Origin of the sequence: Micromonospora pattaloongensis (assembly GCF_900107255.1) — a bacterium.
Lineage (GTDB): Bacteria > Actinomycetota > Actinomycetes > Mycobacteriales > Micromonosporaceae > Micromonospora_I > Micromonospora_I pattaloongensis.
Genome location: NZ_FNPH01000009.1, coordinates 66267 through 84662, shown reverse-complemented (window position 1 = coordinate 84662; position 18396 = coordinate 66267). Strand labels below are relative to the sequence as shown.

At 72.1% G+C, this 18396-nt stretch carries 18 protein-coding genes; 8 read left to right on the top strand and 10 right to left on the bottom strand.

Annotated features, from left to right (window positions below; genetic code table 11):
• The first annotated feature begins 6 nt into the window (after positions 1-6).
• Positions 7-519 carry a hypothetical protein gene (locus tag BLW47_RS19920; protein WP_139307381.1) on the top strand — a complete coding sequence of 171 codons (513 nt, stop codon included), beginning with the start codon at positions 7-9 and terminating at the stop codon, positions 517-519.
• A gap of 103 nt (positions 520-622) precedes the next feature.
• The gene (locus tag BLW47_RS19915; protein WP_091560124.1) at positions 623-1117 is read left to right on the top strand and encodes a hemerythrin domain-containing protein; all 495 of its coding nucleotides are present in this window, start codon (positions 623-625) and stop codon (positions 1115-1117) included.
• A gap of 80 nt (positions 1118-1197) precedes the next feature.
• On the opposite strand, the gene BLW47_RS19910 is transcribed toward BLW47_RS19915, so the two are convergent.
• From BLW47_RS19910 to BLW47_RS19885, 6 genes are all read right to left on the bottom strand, one after another.
• Positions 1198-1689, bottom strand: coding sequence for a ribonuclease FAU-1 family protein (locus tag BLW47_RS19910; protein ID WP_217634904.1), 492 nt, complete (start codon positions 1687-1689; stop codon positions 1198-1200).
• Positions 1690-1711: 22 nt separating this feature from the next.
• The gene (locus BLW47_RS19905) at positions 1712-3154 is read right to left on the bottom strand and encodes an aldehyde dehydrogenase family protein (protein ID WP_091560122.1); all 1443 of its coding nucleotides are present in this window, start codon (positions 3152-3154) and stop codon (positions 1712-1714) included.
• Positions 3155-3246: 92 nt separating this feature from the next.
• Positions 3247-4299 carry an ABC transporter permease gene (locus BLW47_RS19900; protein WP_139307380.1) on the bottom strand — a complete coding sequence of 351 codons (1053 nt, stop codon included), beginning with the start codon at positions 4297-4299 and terminating at the stop codon, positions 3247-3249.
• Positions 4283-5830 carry a sugar ABC transporter ATP-binding protein gene (locus tag BLW47_RS19895; RefSeq protein ID WP_175543725.1) on the bottom strand — a complete coding sequence of 516 codons (1548 nt, stop codon included), beginning with the start codon at positions 5828-5830 and terminating at the stop codon, positions 4283-4285. Before BLW47_RS19895 ends, BLW47_RS19900 begins: the two co-directional genes overlap by 17 nt.
• A 24-nt stretch (positions 5831-5854) precedes the next feature.
• Positions 5855-7072 carry a TMAO reductase system periplasmic protein TorT gene (gene torT / locus BLW47_RS19890; protein WP_091560113.1) on the bottom strand — a complete coding sequence of 406 codons (1218 nt, stop codon included), beginning with the start codon at positions 7070-7072 and terminating at the stop codon, positions 5855-5857.
• Between the two features lie 75 nt (positions 7073-7147).
• Entirely contained in the window at positions 7148-8302 is a 1155-nt protein-coding gene (locus tag BLW47_RS19885; RefSeq protein ID WP_091560110.1) for an FAD-dependent oxidoreductase, read from the bottom strand.
• A 452-nt stretch (positions 8303-8754) separates the two neighbouring features.
• On the opposite strand from BLW47_RS19885, the gene BLW47_RS19880 reads away from it, so the two are divergent.
• Together BLW47_RS19880 and BLW47_RS19875 are read left to right on the top strand one after the other, a co-directional pair.
• Positions 8755-10428: an amidohydrolase gene (locus BLW47_RS19880; RefSeq protein WP_091560108.1), complete on the top strand. Its 1674-nt coding sequence runs from the start codon at positions 8755-8757 to the stop codon at positions 10426-10428.
• A gap of 25 nt (positions 10429-10453) precedes the next feature.
• A complete protein-coding gene (locus BLW47_RS19875) occupies positions 10454-11476 on the top strand; it encodes an Lrp/AsnC family transcriptional regulator (protein ID WP_091560105.1) in 1023 nt (340 codons plus the stop codon).
• 27 nt (positions 11477-11503) lie between these two features.
• Here BLW47_RS19875 and BLW47_RS19870 read toward each other — a convergent pair whose 3' ends face one another.
• From BLW47_RS19870 to BLW47_RS19855, 4 genes are all read right to left on the bottom strand, one after another.
• Entirely contained in the window at positions 11504-12148 is a 645-nt protein-coding gene (locus BLW47_RS19870) for a hypothetical protein (RefSeq protein WP_091560103.1), read from the bottom strand.
• A 161-nt stretch (positions 12149-12309) separates the two neighbouring features.
• Complete coding sequence (locus BLW47_RS19865; RefSeq protein WP_245736805.1) at positions 12310-12993, bottom strand: FKBP-type peptidyl-prolyl cis-trans isomerase; 684 nt, start codon at positions 12991-12993, stop codon at positions 12310-12312.
• A gap of 129 nt (positions 12994-13122) precedes the next feature.
• Positions 13123-13920 (bottom strand): peroxide stress protein YaaA, encoded by a 798-nt coding sequence (gene yaaA, locus BLW47_RS19860; protein ID WP_091560100.1) that lies wholly within the window; start codon positions 13918-13920, stop codon positions 13123-13125.
• A gap of 121 nt (positions 13921-14041) precedes the next feature.
• Entirely contained in the window at positions 14042-14971 is a 930-nt protein-coding gene (locus BLW47_RS19855; protein WP_091560097.1) for a PfkB family carbohydrate kinase, read from the bottom strand.
• 115 nt (positions 14972-15086) lie between these two features.
• Here BLW47_RS19855 and rpsD point away from each other — a divergent pair, with 115 nt between their 5' ends.
• From rpsD to BLW47_RS19835, 4 genes are all read left to right on the top strand, one after another.
• Positions 15087-15692, top strand: coding sequence for a 30S ribosomal protein S4 (gene rpsD, locus BLW47_RS19850; protein ID WP_175543724.1), 606 nt, complete (start codon positions 15087-15089; stop codon positions 15690-15692).
• Between the two features lie 331 nt (positions 15693-16023).
• On the top strand, positions 16024-16368 hold the full coding sequence (locus BLW47_RS19845) for a histone-like nucleoid-structuring protein Lsr2 (protein WP_091560091.1): 345 nt from the start codon (positions 16024-16026) through the stop codon (positions 16366-16368).
• Between the two features lie 107 nt (positions 16369-16475).
• Positions 16476-17717: a sensor histidine kinase gene (locus tag BLW47_RS19840; protein ID WP_091560087.1), complete on the top strand. Its 1242-nt coding sequence runs from the start codon at positions 16476-16478 to the stop codon at positions 17715-17717.
• Positions 17714-18379 carry a response regulator gene (locus BLW47_RS19835; protein ID WP_091560083.1) on the top strand — a complete coding sequence of 222 codons (666 nt, stop codon included), beginning with the start codon at positions 17714-17716 and terminating at the stop codon, positions 18377-18379. Before BLW47_RS19840 ends, BLW47_RS19835 begins: the two co-directional genes overlap by 4 nt.
• The last annotated feature ends 17 nt before the right edge of the window (positions 18380-18396 follow it).

Genomic DNA, 18396 nt, shown 5'->3' with positions numbered 1-18396 from the left:
GCTGACATGCGTACCGTTTCCGGGTTGGTGCGGCGGCTGCGCCCGCGCCGGATCCCCCTGGTTCCCGTCCTGGTGGCCGCGACGCTGCTCGCGGCGATCGCCGCCGGGTCGGCGTGGCACGGCCAGCACCGCGCGCAGCAGCGCGACGCGGCCGTGCGGTCGTCGCTGGCCACCGCCACCGCCGCCGCGAAGGCGATCTTCTCGTACGACTACCGGACCTTCGACGCCAGCGTCGCGAACGGACGGACGTTCGTGACCGGCGAGTTCGCCGACGAGTACGCCCAGACGACCGCGGCGCTGAAGGAGACGGCCACCAAGCAGCAGGCGGTGGTGCTGGCGGAGGTCTCGGCGACCGGCGTGGTGACCGCGACCGCGGACCGGGTGGAGCTGCTGGTCTATCTCAACCAGTACCGGCGCAACGTGAGCACCGCGGGGGAGAAGGTGGACCAGAACCGGGTGGTGCTGACGATGGTGCCGGTCGGGGCGGACTGGAAGGTGGCCCGGGCGGCGGCGATCTGAGGACCGGGCGGGGGACGTTCGGGCGCCGGGTTGTGGCGGTTCGGCCCGTTTGTGGGGCGGCGCCGCGGGTACGTCGCGGCACCACTACCGAGGAGGTTCTCGCATGCCTGCCGATGCCATCGACTTTCTGATCAGCCAGCACAAGGAGATCCGGGCGCTGTTCCAGAAATTCCAGAAGAACGCGGAGACCGCCACGCCGCAGCAGATGCAGCAGATGGTGGATCAGATCAACGAGGCGCTCACCGTGCACACGTACCTGGAGAACGAGTGCATGTACCCGATCACCCGGCAGATGTGCCCGGGGCTGGAGTCCGCGGTGCTGGAGTCCTACCAGGAGCACCACGTGGCGGACGTGCTCGCCGCGGAGCTGGCGGAGATGAGCCCCGACGACGAGCGCTACGCCGCGAAGGCGACGGTGCTGATGGAGACCATGCTGCACCACATCGAGGAGGAGGAGACCGAGTGGTTCCCCAAGGTGCGTGAGGGGATGGACCGCAAGCAGCTGCAGGAGATGGGCGAGCAGATGGCGAAGATGCAGCAGAACGCGCCCCGTCGCCCCAGCGACAGCCTGAAGAAGGCCGTCAGCGCGATGGTCTGACGCGCCACGATCACGACGACCTTGGAGTTATGGCTCCACGAAGGGTGCGAATCCCCGCCATAACTCCAAGGTCGTTGTGATCAGGGAAGTGCGGGGAGGGCGGCGCGGCGGGCCAGATCCTCGAGCTCGTCCAGGGCGAGGCGGGCCCGGGCGGCGGCCTCGGGGTCGCGCTCGGCCAGGCCGCTCGCGGCGAACTCGTCCTCGTCCAGCCGCAGCACCGTCGCGCCGTCGGCCGAGCACCACAGGTCCAGGTCGAGGTCGGCCACGACCAGCCCGCCGTCGCGCACCCGGGCCGGCCGGGTGACGTCGCAGTACCAGCCCTTCAGCGCGCCGTCGGCGGACCGCACCTCCTTCACCGAGTACCACCGGTCCCGCCAGTAGTGCTCGGTGAACACGTCGCCGCGCTCGAAGCGGACGAACCCGAAGTCGCGGCAGTCGGCGCCCGCCCACGGGGCGCGCACCACCAGGTGCGTGCCGTCGTCGGCGAGCACCACCGCCGGGTACGTCACGTCCGGGCGCGGCGCCTTCACCAACCGCACCGGGATCTCGCTGCCCGCTGTCAACGTCTCCACGTCGCCGAAGGGTAGCCGGCCGCTACAGCGGGAGCCCGGTCAGGACCAGGACCCGCTCGTACGTGTAGTCCTCCATCGCGTACCGGACGCCCTCGCGCCCCACGCCGGACTCCTTCACCCCGCCGTACGGCATCTGGTCGGCGCGGTAGCTCGGCACGTCGCCGATGACCACGCCGCCGACCTCCAGCTCACGGTGCGCGCGGAACGCGATCTGCAGGTCCCGCGTGAACACCCCGGCCTGCAGCCCGTACCGGGAGTCGTTGACCCGCGCGAACGCCGCGTCCACGCCGTCGACCGCCTCGATCACCAGCACCGGCCCGAAGACCTCCTCGCAGGACACCTTCGCGTCGGCCGGCACGTCCACCAGCACGGTGGGCGCCACGGTGGCGCCGTCGCGGGTCCCGCCGGTCAGCACGCGCGCGCCGGCCGCCACCGCCTCGTCGACCCAGCTCTGCACCCGGATCGCGGCCGCCTCGTCGATCAGCGGGCCCACGTCCGTGCTGTCGTCCCAGGGGTCGCCGGTGCGCTGGGCCGCGACCGCGGCGGCGACCCGGGCGGCGAGCGCCCCGGCGATGCTCCGGTCGGCGATGACCCGCTGCACCGAGATGCAGGACTGGCCGGCCTGGTACGTGGCGAAGGTGGCGATGCGGCCGGCGGCGACGTCGAGGTCGGCCTCGCTGGACCAGTCGGGGCAGACCACCGCGGCGGCGTTGCCGCCGAGTTCGAGCGTGACGTGCTTGTGCGGCACCGTCTTCTGGATCGCCCAGCCCACGGGGCCGGAGCCGGTGAACGACACCACCGGCAGCCGCGGGTCGGTCACCAGCGCCGCGGTCTCCTCATTGGGCAGGGGCAGCACCGACCACATCCCGGCCGGCAGCGCCGTCTCGGCGAGCAGTTCGCCGAGGACCAGGGCGGAGAGCGGCGTCTTCGGCGCCGGCTTGATGATGACCGGGGCGCCGACGGCGATCGCCGGGGCGACCTTGTGCGCCACCAGGTTGAGCGGGAAGTTGAACGGGGCGATCGCCAGGACCGGGCCGCGCGGGAAGCGGCGGGTGAGCGCGATTCGGCCGACGGCCGCCGGGTCGGTGTCCAGCCGCTGCAGGTCCCCGGACCAGCGCCGCGCCTCCTCGGCCGCCCAGCGGAAGGTCGAGATCGCGCGGGTCACCTCGCCGCGCGCCCACTTCACCGGCTTGCCGTTCTCGGCGGTGATCAGGCGGGCGATCTCCTCGCTGCGCTCGGCGAGCCGGTTCGCCACGTGGTGCAGCGCCTCGGCCCGGGCGTACGCCGGCATCGCCGCGGCCTCGTCCGCGACCGCGCGCGCCGCGGACACCGCCGCGTCCACCTGTGCCGGGGTCGGCACCGACACCGAGGCGACCAGCCGGCCGTCGTACGGGTGCCGCACCTCGAAGGTCCGCTCGCCCACCGCGGCCTGTCCGGCCACCCAGAAACTGCGTGCGTCGCTCATCGACTCGCCACTTCTCCTCAGGTTGTACGCCAGGCGCCGCTGGCCGGACCGGAAGGGGAGACCGGTCCGGCCAGCGGCTTTCTCAGGGTTTGTCAGCGGGCGGTCCGGCGCCGCAGCCGGTCGATCACGACCGCGCTGACGAGCAGCACGCCGAGGACGACCTGCTGGGTGTAGCTGGAGACCCGGATCAGGTTCATGCCGTTGGAGAGCACCACCAGGAACAGCGCGCCGATGGCGACCATGCCGAGCCGGCCCTCGCCGCCGAAGAACGACGTGCCGCCGAGCACCGCCGCCGCGATCGACAGGATCACGAACTCGGAGCCGAGGTTCGGCTCGCCGGAGGAGACGCGGGCGGTGAGCAGGACCGCCGCCAGCGAGGTCAGGGTGCTGCACAGCACGAAGGCCAGCACCTTGCTCCGGAACACCGGGACGCCGACGAGCCGGGCGGCGTTCTCGCCACCGCCGACGGCGTAGAAGTAACGGCCGACGGTGGTCCAGTTGAGCAGCAGGTACAGCAGCGCGAACACCCCGAGGGCGATCACCAGGGAGAGCGGCACGCCGGCGATGTCGGAGTTGCCGAGCGCCTTGGTGAACGACTTGGGCAGGCCGGTGATCGGGCTGCCGCTGGAGAGCATCAGCGCCACGCCGAAGGCGACCGCGCCGCTGCCGATCGTCACGATGAACGACGGCACCCGGAATTTCGCGACGATGATCCCGTTGATCAACCCGATGACCAGGCCCACCCCGAGGCCGGCGAGCAGGCCGGCCAGCACGGGCCCGCCGCCGTCGCCGCCGACCCTGACCATCACCATGCTCGACACCACGCTGGTCAGCGCGATGGTGGAGCCGACGGACATGTCGATCTCGGCGGTCACCAGGACGAGCATCTGCGCCATCGTGATGATGAGCAGGAAGGAGAGCTGGCGACCGATGTTCGTGCCGTTGAGCGGGGTCAGGAACCGCGGCTCGATCGAGGCGAAGACCGCGACGCCGGCGACGAGCAGCACCGGGAGCAGCCCGACCCGCAGCAGCGCGCTGACGAGCCGCGACGGGCCCGCCGCGGGCGCCGGCGGGTTCTGCTTGCCGACCACCTGCCCGTTCTCCGGCGCGGACGAGCGATCGTCCAGGTCAAGCGGACTGGTCACGGTGCACACTCCCTGAAGTGACAGAAGCGTCGCGCGAGCCGAAGAACGCGCGGACGACGTTTTCCTCGGTCAGGTCGTCGCCGCGCAGGTCGGCCACGATCCGTCCCTCACGAACCGCGTAGATGCGGTGGGACATGCCGAGGATCTCCTCGGTGTCCGACGAGATGAGCACCACCGCGGCGCCCTGCTCGCACAGGCTGTTCAGGTATTCGTAGACGTCCGACTTCGCGCCGATGTCGATGCCGACGGTGGGCTCGTCGAAGACGTGGACGGGGAAGCTCTTCGCGAAGGAGCGCGCCAGCAGCGCCTTCTGCTGGTTTCCGCCGGAGAAGCCCAGGATGGAACGGCCCGGATCGGCCGGCTTGATCGACAGAGCCTCGACGACCCGGTTGGTCCGCGCCGCCCCCTCGCGCCGGTTCAGCACGCCGAACCGCGACATGGTGCCGGCCGCGATGGAGGGCAGCGTGATGTTGTCCCGCAGCGTCCCGGTCGTCACCAGCCCCTCCTGGTGGCGGTCGGCCGGGTAGTAGATCATGCCCTGTCGCATCGCGCGCTTCGGGCTCGGCTTGCTCAGCGGGCGCCCGTCGATCTCGACGGTGCCGCCCGTCAGCGGCTCCAGACCGAAGCAGGCCCGGCCGATCTCGGACTTGCCCGAGCCGACCAGCCCGGCCAGGCCGACGATCTCGCCCGCCGCGACCTCGAAGGAGACGTCCCGCAGCAGCGGGCCGCTCAGCCCCGACACGCGCAGCCGCACCTTCCCGGGACGCGGCTCGATGCGGGGGTAGAGCTTCTCCAGCGTCCGTCCGGACATCATCTCGACGAGCCTGTCGTCGGTCACCCCGGCCGCGGCGATCGTGCCGATCTTCTGGCCGTCACGGAGCACCGTGACCCGGTCGGCCAGCTCCTTGATCTCGGCGAGCCGGTGCGAGATGTAGATGATGCCGATGCCCTGCGCGCGCAGCTCGGTAATGATCTCGAAGAGCCGTCGGGCCTCACCGAGGCTCAGCGACGCGGTCGGCTCATCCAGAATCAGGATGTCCGACCGGCGGTGCAGCACCCGGGCGATCTCCACGAGCTGCATCTGCGCGCGGGACAACCCGGCGACCGGGGTACGCGGGTCGAGGTCGACGCCGATGCGGGCGAGCGCCTGCTTGGCGCCGGCGAGCATCCGCCGCTTGTCCAGCAGTCCCGCCCGGCGCTGTTCGTGTCCCAGGAAGATGTTCTCCGCGATGGAGAGCGCCGGGACGAGGCTCATCTCCTGGAAGACCGTGCCGACGCCGTGCGCGGCCGCGGTGGTGGGGGTCAGGGCGCCGAGCTGCCGGCCGTTGATCGAGATGATGCCCTCGTCCTGCCGGACCGACCCGGAGATCGTCTTGATCAGCGTCGACTTTCCGGCGCCGTTCTCCCCGAGAAGGGCGTGGATCTCGCCTCGGCGCAGGTCGAAGGAGACCTGGTCGAGTGCCTTGACACCCAGATACCGTTTCGTGATCCGTTCGGCGCGGAGAACCACGCCCTCCTCGTGATGCGTCATCATTCCTTCTCTATCGGCTCGGGCTCACTTGGTGACCCGGAAGACCGGCTTGAAGTCGGCGGGGGCGAACGTCGTCTCCGGGATGAAGGAGTCGAGGTTGGCGTCCGCGCCGGCGTCCGGACCGCAGACCAGCTTCGGTGCGGGGAAGGCGCGGCCTTTCTGGTCGTCCAGCGGGATCTTCTCCAGCAGGCGGACGGCCATGTCGATGGCCATCCGCGCCTGGATCACGGGCTGGTCCGAGACACCGCAGGTGACCTTGCCGTCCTTGATCGCGTCGAACGTCGACGGGATGAGGTAGTCGGCGTAGATCTTCGCCTTGCCGCCGCCGACGTTGCCGGCGACCGCCGCGTCGGCCGTCACCGCGGTGCCGGCGATCACCGAGATGCCCGGGTCGGCCTGCAGAGTGTCCTCCAGCAGCTTGAGCTGCACCTCCTTGGAGGTGTCGCCGTACTTGGTCGCGGCGACGCTGACCGGCGCGCCCTTGATGGCGTCGTTGAAGCCGGCCGTCGCGTCCTCGGCCCAGCCGGCGCCGGGCGGGCCGGGGAACCAGGCGACCTTCTCGCTCTTGTTCTGCTTCTTGAGGTAGTCGCCGACCGCGCCGCCCATCTCCCGCCAGTTCAGCACCGCGCGGCCGCTGACCTTCGGGTTGGAGATGCCGTTGAGGCCGTCGATGACGACGATCCCCTGGTCGACCAGCTGCTCGACCTTCGCGTCCAGCCCGTTGAAGCTGATCGCGCCGATGACGATCGCCTCCGCGCCCGAGGAGACGCAGTCGTCGATCTGGTTCAGCTGCTTCGACAGCTCGGTGTAGCCACCGGCCTCGTAGACGTCGAGGTCGACGCCGAGCCGGCGGGCCTCCTCGACGGCGCCGAAGTCCGCGGCGACCCAGTACGGGTCGGAGACGTGCGGCACCGCGAAGCAGATCTTCCACCGCTTCGAGACCAGGTCCTTGGGAATCGCGTTGTAGACGCCCTCGGTCCGTTCACCGTTGCAGCCCTCGGCCTTGGTCGCCGCGTCCTTGCAGTCGACGAAGAGGGTCGGGTACCACCACGGGTCGGTCTTGAGCGCTTCCTTGATCTCTGCGGCCGTGGCCGTGAAGCTGCCCTTGTCCGAGCCCGGGATGGGCTTGGAGGGGTCGTACTTGCTGGCGCCGCCCTCACTGTCCTGCCCCGCGCTGCACGCGCTGAGCAGGAGTGCGGCGGCGGCGACCAACGCGGCCGCCTTCGCCTTACCCTTCGGCATGTCTGTTCTCCATCATCTGGTCCTGCCCGCGGCAGGAGTGCTCACGATCAGTGCGTGCTGGAACAGCGGTGCGGGTCAGCCGGCCTTGCGGGCCTTGCCGACCAGCTCGGCGCCCTGGTGGGCGGCGACGTTGACCTTCGCCTGCCACGGCCGCGACTTGCCGGCGGCCCAGATCAGCGCGGAGCGCACGTCGGTGAGCTGGCGCGGCCAGCGGGTGCCGACGCGGCCGTAGAGGCGCGAGTACTTCTGGGTCGCGTCGGTGACCGGACGCTGCCGCGCCTCCCAGCCGAGCAGGGCCGACTCGATGTTGGTCGCGCCCTCGAGCATCATCGCCAGCGAGAAGCCGTTGACCATGGCGAGACACGCGGCCTGGCCGAGGTTCGGCGACATCGCGCTCGCGGCGTCGCCGATCAGCGCGACCTTGCCCTTGACCCACGCGTGGGTGCGCACGTCGGCGAACGACGCCCAGCGGGAGACGCTCGGGATGCGGTCGAAGAAGTGGCGCAGGTGCGGGAACGACTGGCTCCACGACTCGACGTTGAACGGCTGCTCGCGGCCGGCCAGGTCGGTGGCGGGGCAGCAGGTGTAGATGTAGACCTGCTCGTCGGAGACCGGCGTGATGCCGACGCGGCGGCCGCCGTTCCAGTACTCCAGCGCGTGGTTGACCGGGTCGTGCGGCAGCCGCGGCACCAGGTGCCGGCTGCAGCCGTCCATCAGGTCCTTCACCACGATGTTCAGCCCGACGGAGTTGCGCACCGCGGAGCCCACGCCGTCCGCGCCGACGATCAGGTCGGCCTTGTACGAGGTGCCGTTCTCGGTGAACAGCTCACCGTTCTCCGACGCGCCGGCGACGAACGAGTTGGTGACGATCTCGACGCCGGCCCGCTTCGCGGCGTTGCCGAGGGCGCGGTGCAGGTCGGTGCGGAGCACGGTGAAGAGCCGCACGTCGTCGGACTTCATCCAGTCGTCCTGGATCAGGCGCTGGCGCTCGTCGAACAGCCGCCAGCTCTCGATGCGCTCCGCGCGGCCGAGCGCCTCGTCGAACGCGCCGAGGTGCTCGAGCACCCGCACCGCGTTCTCCCACATGAAGATGCCGGCGCCGATCTCGCGCAGCTCGCTGCCGCGCTCGTGGACGCGGACGCTCCATCCGCGCTGTGCGAGTGCCGTAGCTACGGTCAACCCGCCCAGGCCGCCGCCGGCGACCTCCGCATGACGCACCCCAGATGGCATTGAACCGCCCCTTCACGAGCGAGAGCTTGTTGAGAACCGGCGCAGCGTCGCGCCCGGTCCGAGACCCGTCGGTGACCGGAAGTGAGACTCCGCTCACTCCTGACCTGGGGCTAGACCGTAAACAGTCCGTTACAGCGGTGTCAAGGACTGAATTCGTCGGTTCTTCGAGCGTGTCGGATGGATATCGGACAAACGGTCGATGAAGCGGCTCCAGATCGGTGTCGAGCAGGTTGCAGGGGCAGAATTCGGCAAAATGCAGCTACCAAAGACCGGATTTCGCCATTGACTGCCCGCATCGGGCGGGTTACCGTCAGCGCCACTGCGCCGTGCGGGGTGGAACGCCCCGCTGATCCCGTGCGACGGGCATCGGCACGGTATTCGCCCCGTCGCATCGCCGCCGTGCTGGCGGCATCCGTCCCATCTTGTGGTACCTCGAGGAGGAGTCAGCCGATATGGACGCCGCCGATCTGGTCCTGGTCTCGAACCGCGTCATCTGGATGACCGAGGGCGACCCCGTCTCCCCGGGCTTCCTCGCCGTGCGGGACGGGAACATCGTCGCCACCGGGGCGCCCGGGCAGGCGGCGGCGTACATCGGCCCCGACACCCAGGTGCGCGATCTCGGGGACGCCCCGGTCATGCCGGGCTTCGTCGACGTCCACGCGCACATGGAGGTCGCCGCCCGCACCGCGTACCAGACCGTGGACTGCCGCGCCCCGCGCTGCGGCACCGTCGCCGACGTGCTCGACACCCTCCGCGCGCACCTCGACGAGGCGGTCGACGGCTGGCTGGTCGGTCAGGCCAACCTCTTCTTCGACCAGAAGCTCGCCGAGAAGCGGCTGCCCACCCGGGCCGAGCTCGACACGGTCAGCACCGACGTGGCGATCGTGGTCCGCGCCGGCGGGCACATCAGCGTCCTCAACAGCCTCGCCCTGGAGCGCGCCGGCATCACCCGCGGCTACCAGGAGGCCGACTACAGCATCACCGGCCTGCCCACGGTCGAACGCGACGAGCACGGCGAGCCGACCGGCGTGGTGAAGGAGATGGACAACCTCCTGCCGCTGCCGAAGCTGAGCGGCGCGCAGCTGCGGTCCGCGATCCGCGAGGGCGTACGGGACCTGTTCACCGCCAAGGGCGTCACCACGATCGGCGAGATCTCCGAGACCGTGGAGGGCCTGCGCGCGATGGACGCGCTGCACGCCGACGGTGACCTCGGCGCCCGGCTGCGGGTCTACCTCTGGGCGCCGGGCACGGTCAGCCTGGAGCAGGCGTGCACCCACCGCGACTGGTTGGGGCTGACCGTGCCGGACGAGCTGATGCGGATCCAGGGCGTGAAGATGTTCTCCGACGGCGGCTACTCCGCCGCCAGCGCGGCGGTGAAGAAGCCGTACGTCCTCGAGGGGCACCACCACTGCGGCGAGGTGGCGCTGAGCGCCGACCAGATCGGCGACGCGCTGCGCCGGACCGCAGCCGCGGGCCTGCAGCTGGCCGTGCACGCCAACGGCGACCGGGCGCAGGAGGAGGTGTGCCTGGCGATCGAGGCCGCCGGTGGGCCGCAACCGGGCGCGCCGACGCCGCGGGTCGAGCACGCGGGCAACTTCCTGCCGGAGCCGGAGGCGACCGAGCTGTGGCGGCGCGCCGGGATCATCCCGGTCCCGCAGCCCGTCTTCATCTACACCTTCGGCGACTTCTTCCCGACCTATCTCGGCGACTACGGCCGGCTCGGTCGGTTCCCGTTCCGCCGCCTGCTCGACGAGGGCTGGGCGATCACCGGCAGCTCGGACGTGTGGATCGGCTCCGAGGAGCGCGCCACCAACCCGTTCTTCAGCGTGTGGTGCTGCCTGAGCCGCCAGTCGTTCTTCGGCGAGGAGCTCGACGGCGATCAGCGGATCACGCTCGCGGAGGCGTTGCGGATGCACACCATCAACGGTGCCGCGACCCTGGGCGAGGAGCAGCTGTACGGCTCGCTGGAGCCGGGCAAGAAGGCCGACGTGATCGTGCTGGACCGCGACCCGTTCGCCTGCGCCACCGACGAACTGCTCGACATCCGCGTCGACGCCGTCTACCTCGGCGGCCGGCTCGTCCACACCCGACCCGGCGCGCCCGTCCCGTCGGAGATCGGCGCGTGAGCGCTTCGCCGCTATCTTGGCTGGCATGCGCGCAGCGGAGAACCACGGATCGGAGAACGTCGTGGCCGGGTTCCTGAGCGGCGCCTTCGCGGAGGCCGACACCGGCGAGGTTCCGCTCTCCGACCTGGATCGCGCGCTGATCCGGCTGCTCCAGGTGGACGGCCGGCAGTCGTTCGCCGCGATCTCGCGGGAGCTGCGGGTGCCGGAGAAGACCATCCGGCGGCGGGTCAACGAGCTGCTCGAGAACCGGGTCATCCAGATCACCACGGTCGCCGACCCGGCGGTGCTCGGCTACACCGTCGGCGCGCTCGTCGGGGTGAAGGTGGACGGCCGGCGGGGTATCAAGCCGGTGGTCGAGTCGATGGCGAAGCTGCCCTCGGTCGACTACGCCGTGATCACCACCGGCCGGTACGACGCCCTGGTCGAGGTGCTCTGCCGGGACACGGCCGAGCTGCTGACGGTGATCGACGAGTCGTTCGTGCGGGCGCCCGGCGTCCGGTCCGCCGAGGTCTTCCCGTACCTGCAGCTGCACTACCAGGACCCGGTCTGGGACGCGGCGCAGCAGCGCGGCGAGCACGGTGACACCGAGGCGCGGGCGCCGCTGGACGCGACCGACCGACGGATCGTCGCCGAGCTCAGCGGCGACGGGCGGCTGCCGTTCGGGTTGGTCGGCGAGCAGCTGGGAATCTCCGAGTCGCAGGTGCGCAAGCGGGTCACGCGGATGCTCCAGGAGAGGACGATCCGGATCACCGCGATCGCCAACCCGCGCAGTCTCGGCTTCAGCATGCAGGTCTGGGTCGGGATCCGGGTCGCCCCCGGGCACAGCATCATCGACCTGGCCGGCACCCTGACCAAGCTGCCGGCGGTCAAGTACGTCGTCGCGTGCGCGGGCCGGTTCGACATCTTCGTCGAGGCGGTCTGCCGGGACGCCCAGGACGTCATGCACGTCGTGGACTCCGAGATCCGCACCCTGACCGGGGTCGCCCACACCGAGCTGCTGGTCTGCCTCGACCTCTACTACCGGGCCGTGCAGCCGATCCCGGCCTAGCGCCGCGGCGCGCCTGCGGGTCGCCGGTCAGCGCGCTGAGGCCGCCCCGTCCGGGGCGGGCAGGTCCAGCACGTAGGAGTCGCCCTCGCGCCGGAACCCGAGCCGCCCGTAGTAGGGCGCGACCATGCCGGGCGGGGTGACCACGCGGCGGAAGCCGCGGTCGGTGAGGAAACGGCTGCGCCGGTAGACGAACTCGCCGGGGGTGAAGTCCCGGTACCGTTGGGTGACGTAGTCCAGGTCCACCTGCGCCACCCCGTTGCCCGTGTGGCGCAGCAGCACGACGCCGACCACCTCGTCGTCGTGGACGATCAGGAACGCCCGCCGCTGCGCCCAGCCGGCGTCCCAGTCGAAGTGCGGGTTGAACCGGGCGATCTCGGCGGCGTGCACCCGCAGGGTGTGGGCGAGGAACTCGTCGTCGGTGCCGACCTCGACGACCGCGTACGCGCGCTCGTCGTGCCGCGTCGTGATCATCTTCCGCAGGTAGTGCAGGTTGATGACGGCGAGCACCACGTTGAGTCCGACCATGGGCCAGACCCGGACGGCCGCGTTGTAGCCGATGAGCACCAGGCAGCCGATCAGGTTCAGCGCGCGCAGGCGCAGGATGCGGGTCTGCAGCAGCGACCAGACCAGCAGCGCGGAGCCGGTCCAGCCGATGACGTCGAGCCAGGTCACCTGGCGAGGTTAGCGGGTTTTCTCCGCCCGGCTCCGTCGATCCGCCGGTCCGAGACGTCCGCCACGGTCGGCGTCGACCGGCCGCGCGATTGGTGTGCCGGTCCGAAACCGGCGTCGGCCACCGTGGTCGCGGCGCGACGCGCCGCGACCACGGGCCGTCGTCACTGGACCGCGAGAACGTCCACGATGAACCGCAGCGGGCCGGCGGGCCGGCCACCCGTCGCGTTGTCGCCGTAGGCGAGCGCGGCCGGGATGTCCAGCTGCACCCGGCTGCCGACCGTCACGCCGACGAGCCCGCGGTCCCAGCCGGGAAGGACCTGCCCCACCCCGATCTGGAAGGAGGCCGGCGTGGACCGCGCCCACGACGAGTCGAACTCCTCGCCGGTCGCGTAGTGCACCCCGACGTAGTTGACCGTGATGGTCTGCCCGGCCCGCACCGTCGGGCCGGAGCCCTTGATCACCGGGGTGACCGTGAGCTTGGTGAGGGTGCCCGTGCCGGCGCTGGCGGCGGGCTTGCTGGCCAGTGCCGGGTCGACGCCCGCGGGCAGCGCGGGGGCCGTGGGTTCGGGGGCGGTGGGTTCGGGGGCCGGCGCGGTCGGGGCCGGCGTGGCGGCGGCCGCGGGCGCCGGGTCCGGCTCGGATGCCTTCTGGTTCAGCACGACGACCAGCGCGATGAGCGCGGCGATCATCACCAGCCCGGCGAGCGCACCGGTGAGCGCGCCTCCGCGCCGGCTCGCCGCGTTCTGCGCCGTGGTCGTCGTGGCCGCCGCGCGCCCGCCGGTCGGGGTCGCGCGCTGGCCGTTCTCCGACCCGCCGCGCGGGGTGCTGTCAACCCGATCGCTCACTGTCAACTCCCTGAAAGAACTGCGGGGTCACGGCGGGTGGTCCCGACGGCCCCGAAGAGGCTCCGCACACCGTACCCGCGTGCCCGCCGGCGGGCAGTGTCCCCGGTGCGGGTCCGCTGACGCGTCGCGCTACAGCTCGGTCACGATGACGTCGAGCCGCGCCGGGCGCCCGGGCGGCGTCGCCGGCTCCTCCACGGTGTACTTCAGGTCGCGCAGCGCCGTCGCGAGCTGGGCGGGCGTGCGCGGCCGCGATCCGCTGGTCAGCAGGGCGCGGACCAGGCGGCCCTTCGTCGCCTTGTTGGAGTGGCTGACCACCGAACGGGTGACCACGCCGTTCACCGCGCGTTCGTGCAGCACCCGCACGGTCGCGGTGCGGCCCGCAATCTGGCCGGACGGCGTCCACATTCCCGCGTACGCCGACGAGCGCAGGTCCAGCACCAGCCCGCTCCCGGCGGCCTCGGCCAGCGCCGCCGGCATCGCCTTCTTCCAGTACGCCCCGAGCGCGCCGAGGCCGGGCAGCTTCGCCGTCGCGGAACACCGGTACGGCGGAATGCGGTCGTTGACGCGGACCGCCCCCCACAGGCCGGAGAAGATCAGCAGCGAGCGCTGGGCCGTGCGCCGGGCCGGCGGGGGGAGCGAGCCGAGGTCGAGCGCGTCGTAGAGCACCCCGGTGTAGAGCCGCGCGGCGGGCAGCGCGGGCGCCTCGGGCAGCCGCGCGTTGCGCGGGATCTCCGCCCGCTGTCCCGGGCTCAGCCCCAACGCGGTGCGCGCGGATTCCTCATCCGGCTGGGAGCAGAGCGTCACCAGCGCCGCCAGCGCCCGTTCCCGGGCCGGGTTCAGCGCGGGCAGCGACAGGGTCTCCAGCTCCAGGGGCCGTCCCGAGCCGGCACCGGCCTTCCCCTCCGACGGCGGCAGCAGGACGAGCACGGGTGGAACTCCTTGCGGTGGCGCGGCCACGGTCGCTCCGCGGCCCGCGCAAGAGTAGCCCGCGGTCGGCGCAGCCACCCCGCGGCGCGCTCCGGCGGGATCCGCGCGCACCGCGGCGGCGTCACCGCCGCAGACCCTTCTCGACGAGCGCGAGGTGCGCACGCAGCGTCGACGGGTTGAGGTCGGGGCGCCCGCCGGGGTGCCCGACGGTCGCGCTGGCCGCCGCGGCGGCGAGCACCGCGGCGCGCTCCGGACCCTCGCCGCGGATCAGCCCGGTGGTCAGCCCGGCAGTGAGGGCGTCCCCGGCGCCGGTGGTGTCGACGATCGGGGTGTCGGTGAACGGGACCAGTAGCTGTCCGCCGCGCCAGACGAACAGGTTGCCCCGCGGGTCGAGCGCGACCGCGACCAGCGACGGGCCGGCATCCAGCAGCTCCCGGGCGGCCGCCACCGCGCGCTCCGGGTCCTCGGCCGCCGCGCCGAGCAGCCCCGCGGTCTCGCGGGCGTCGGCCCGCACCACGTCCGCCGCGGCGAGCAGCTCGGCGCGGTGTTCGTCCGGCGGGGCCCCGTCCAGCACGACCAGGCCGGTCGCGAGCCGCGCGGCGCGCAGCGCGGCGGCGGGCGGTTGCTGGAGCTGGACCAGGACCGCCGGCGCGGCGGCGAGGCGCGGCGCGGCCGCCGCGACGTCCGCCTCCGTCAGCAGCACCGGCTCCGGCACGTGTTCCAGGTAGCGCCAGTGGTGATGGGCGTCGACCACGTCCACGATCAGGCCCGTGTCGGTCTCCGGCCGGCGCACCACCGCCGTCACGTCGATGCCGTCCCGCATCGCCCGGGCGAGCATGTCGTCGCCGACGCGGTCGTCGCCGGCGACCGCCACCAGGCCGACCGGCACGCCGAGCTGCGCGAGCGAGACGGCCTGGTTGGCGCCCTTTCCACCGAGCATCTCCCGCCGCAGACGCACCGTCGCCGCCGTCAAGGGGCGGGGCACGTCGTCGACGACCAGCACGAGGTCGCGCACGAGCTGACCCACGACCATCACGGGTGGCTGGCTCATCCCCACGCTCTACCCCGACGATCCGCCACCCACGCCTGGCGCCGAGGCGCGGCGCGGTCGTTAGCGGCCGGCCGGGCGGGGAATGCGGCCGGCACACGCGCGGAAGGAGGGTGGTATGGCATCGCATTCCAGGTTGCGGTTGTCGCGCCTGCTCGGCGTTCAGCTGCGGCGCAAGTGCACGTGGTATCTCCACCGGCGGCAGGGCCCGCCCGGGGTGCGCCGCCGGTTACGGCGCAATCCGCCGGCGCCGCGGCTGCGGCTGCGGGATCACCGGCTGCTGCGTGACCAGTACGACGTCCGGGGCCGGCAGCTGGGCCGGGTGCTGGCCGACGCCGCGCAGCGCGGCGGCCAGCTGGCCGACCGGGTGGCCGATCAGCTCGAACAGCGGCTGGACGCGCTGGTGTGGCGGGCCGGGCTGGCGCCGACCGTGCGGGTGGCGCGCCAACTGATCAGCCACAACTCGTTCACCGTCGACGGTACGAAGATCGCTCGCCCCTCGTTCCTGGTCCGGCCCGGCCAGATCGTGGCGGTGCGGCGGGCCCGCCGGCACAAGCGGCCGTTCACGCTGGCCCTGCGGCTGCTTTCCGGCCGGACCGTGCCGCCGCCGTACCTCGAGGTTCATCCGGCCGAATTGCGCGCCATGCTGACGCGCGCGCCGCGGCACGACGAGGTGCCGGCGCTGCGGGATCTGCGGCTGACCCCCACCGCCGCCCGCCGCTGAGCGCGGTTGCCGACGATCCGGCGCCGTCGGCGCGGTCGTGCCGGCGGCGCCGAGCGGGCTCGGGTGCGCCGCACGGGCGCGGCAATTGGCGTGGACGCCCGTCCCATCCCATTACGATCGCGGTTATTCGGCGGCGCGCGGTCACGCCGGCGATCGCGACGCGATCCGATTGACGCGCGGTGGTCGCGCTATTACATACGTGACAGCTATTTCCGTCCGGGCCGTTGATCGAAAAATCGGCGCGCGGTAATTGCCGAATTCCTTGCTAAATTGTGTGCCTATGGGTCAGACTTAATCCCTCAAATCGCCGCACTATGAGGAGTGACCCCCGGTGGCCAGGCAAGTGATTGTTGTTCTGACGGACGACCTCGACGGCAGCGAGGCCGACCGGACCGTGGAGTTCGACCTCGACGGCGTCAGCTACACGATCGACCTTTCCGAGAAGCACGCGGGTGAGCTGCGCAGGGCGCTGGACCCGTTCATCAGCGCCGGAACGCGGATCGGGCGTGGCGGGGGCGAGGCGCGGCGGGAGCCCCAGCGGGGCGGTGGGGCCCCGACGCGGTCGGAGCGCGACCAGAACAGGGCGATCCGTGAGTGGGCGGTCAAGCAGGGCTACGACGTCTCGGAACGGGGGCGCATTCCGGCCTCGGTCGTGGCGGCGTACAACAACCGCTGACGATACCGCCCCCGTCGCCGGCGGGCCGTCTGCGAAACCGTCGCCACATGCCGACACCCGCAGCGATAGCGCGGGAGGCGTGACCGCACCTCGTAGGCTGCACAGCCATGTCACGTACCGTTTTCGGTCGCCCGCTGCGCAGCGTTCTCTTTGACGTCGCCGTATCCGCCTGGGTGGTCCTGTTCGCGGTCGCCGGGGTGATCTCGGCGCCGGGCGGTTGGAAGAGCACGCTGATCGGCGTGGCGATGGCGGTCGCGCTGTTGTTCCGGCGCGCGCACCCGTCGGCCGTCGGCGCGGTGGTCGCCGCGCTCGCCCTGGTGCAGGTGATCCTCGATTGGGAGCCGCTGGCGTTCGACGTCGCCGTGCTCGTCGCCATGTACAGCGTGGTCAAGTACGCCGACCGGCTGCGTGACGGTCTCATCGCCGGGGTCGTCGGACTCATCGGGGTGGCGATCGCCGCCCGCGGCCTGCAGGGGGAGTGGTGGGCGGGCGCCATCTTCCTCGGTGTGGTCTGCGGGGCGGTGTGGCTGGCCGCGCTCAACGTCCGGACCCGCCGGCTCTACGTGCTCAGCCTGGAGGAGCGGGCCGGCACGCTGGAACGGGAGCGCGACGCGCAGGCGCGGGCGGCGGTGGCCGAGGAACGCACCCGGATCGCGCGGGAGTTGCACGACGTCGTCGCGCACAGCATGGCGGTGATGATCGTGCAGGCCGACGGGGCGACGTACATGTTCGACCGGGACCCGGACACCGCCCGGGCGGCGGTGAAGACCGTAGCGGAGACCGGGCGGCAGGCGTTGGAGGAGATGCGCCGGCTGGTGGGGGTGTTGCGCGACCCCACGCCGGCGGGGCCGCTCGACTCGGCGGCCGGGGACGCCGCGGGCGCGGCGGACGAGTCCGGCGCGGCGCTGTCCGGCGGAGCGCAGCGCCGTCGACTGGCGCTGGGCGAGCTGGACGGCCTGTTGGCGCGCAGCCGGGCGGCGGGGTTGACGGTCCGGCACACGGTGCGCGGCGAACCCGTGTCGCTGCCGCCGGGGATGGAGCTCAGCGTCTACCGCCTGGTGCAGGAGTCGCTGACCAACGCGCTCAAGCACGCCGGCACGGGCGCGCACGTCGACCTCGTGCTCGACTACACCGACCCCGGATTCCTGCGGCTGCGGGTGACCGACGATGGCCGCGGGCGCGGCGTCGGCGCCCCCCCGTCGGGCGGACACGGCCTGGTCGGGATGCGCGAGCGGGTCGCCGTCTACGGCGGCGAATTCCACGCCGGGCCCCGGCTGGACGGGGGGTGGGAAATCGATCTCCGGCTGCCACTACCGTCGACGGCACCGCAGACCGAGGGAGTGGCATGACGATCCGCGTGGTCATCGTCGACGATCAGGCGCTGGTGCGCGCCGGTTTCCGAATGGTGCTCGACTCGCAGTCGGACATGACGGTCGTCGGCGAGGCGATCGACGGCGCGGACGCGCTGCGGGTCCTCGCCGGGACCCCGGCCGACGTGGTGGTGATGGACATCCGGATGCCCACCATGGACGGCGTGGAGGCGACGCGGCGGATCTGCCGGGCGCCGGCGGAACAGCGGCCGCGCGTGCTGGTCCTGACCACCTTCGACACCGAGTCCGACGCGTTCGCGGCGCTGCGCGCCGGGGCCAGCGGATTCCTGCTCAAGAACGTCCCGCCCGAGGAGCTGCTGGCCGCGATCCGGGTCGTCGCCAGCGGAGAGTCGGTCGTCGCGCCGCGGATCACCCGCCGGCTGCTCGACCGCTTCGCCGACCAGCTCGGCCCGGCCCCCGCCGCCGACCCCCGGCTCGCGGCGCTGACCGAGCGCGAGCGGGAGGTGCTGCTGCTGGTCGCGCAGGGCCTGTCGAACGCCGAGATCGCCGGCGCGCTCCACGTGGCGGAGGCGACGGTGAAGACACACGTCGGCAAGGTGCTGACGAAGCTGGGCCTGCGCGACCGGGTGCAGGCGGTGGTGCTGGCGTACGAGACGGGACTGGTCCGGCCGGGGAGCTGACGCGTACGACGTGAGGC

Bases quoted from the DNA above. Each gene is read 5' to 3' on its own strand.
- BLW47_RS19920 (WP_139307381.1), top strand. From the start codon at position 7: ATGCGTACCGTTTCCGGGTTGGTGCGGCGGCTGCGCCCGCGCCGGATC.
- BLW47_RS19915 (WP_091560124.1), top strand. From the start codon at position 623: ATGCCTGCCGATGCCATCGACTTTCTGATCAGCCAGCACAAGGAGATC.
- BLW47_RS19905 (WP_091560122.1), bottom strand. From the start codon at position 3,154: ATGAGCGACGCACGCAGTTTCTGGGTGGCCGGACAGGCCGCGGTGGGC.
- BLW47_RS19895 (WP_175543725.1), bottom strand. From the start codon at position 5,830: ATGACGCATCACGAGGAGGGCGTGGTTCTCCGCGCCGAACGGATCACG.
- torT (WP_091560113.1), bottom strand. From the start codon at position 7,072: ATGCCGAAGGGTAAGGCGAAGGCGGCCGCGTTGGTCGCCGCCGCCGCA.
- BLW47_RS19885 (WP_091560110.1), bottom strand. From the start codon at position 8,302: ATGCCATCTGGGGTGCGTCATGCGGAGGTCGCCGGCGGCGGCCTGGGC.
- BLW47_RS19880 (WP_091560108.1), top strand. From the start codon at position 8,755: ATGGACGCCGCCGATCTGGTCCTGGTCTCGAACCGCGTCATCTGGATG.
- BLW47_RS19875 (WP_091560105.1), top strand. From the start codon at position 10,454: ATGCGCGCAGCGGAGAACCACGGATCGGAGAACGTCGTGGCCGGGTTC.
- BLW47_RS19855 (WP_091560097.1), bottom strand. From the start codon at position 14,971: ATGAGCCAGCCACCCGTGATGGTCGTGGGTCAGCTCGTGCGCGACCTC.
- rpsD (WP_175543724.1), top strand. From the start codon at position 15,087: ATGGCATCGCATTCCAGGTTGCGGTTGTCGCGCCTGCTCGGCGTTCAG.
- BLW47_RS19840 (WP_091560087.1), top strand. From the start codon at position 16,476: ATGTCACGTACCGTTTTCGGTCGCCCGCTGCGCAGCGTTCTCTTTGAC.
- BLW47_RS19835 (WP_091560083.1), top strand. From the start codon at position 17,714: ATGACGATCCGCGTGGTCATCGTCGACGATCAGGCGCTGGTGCGCGCC.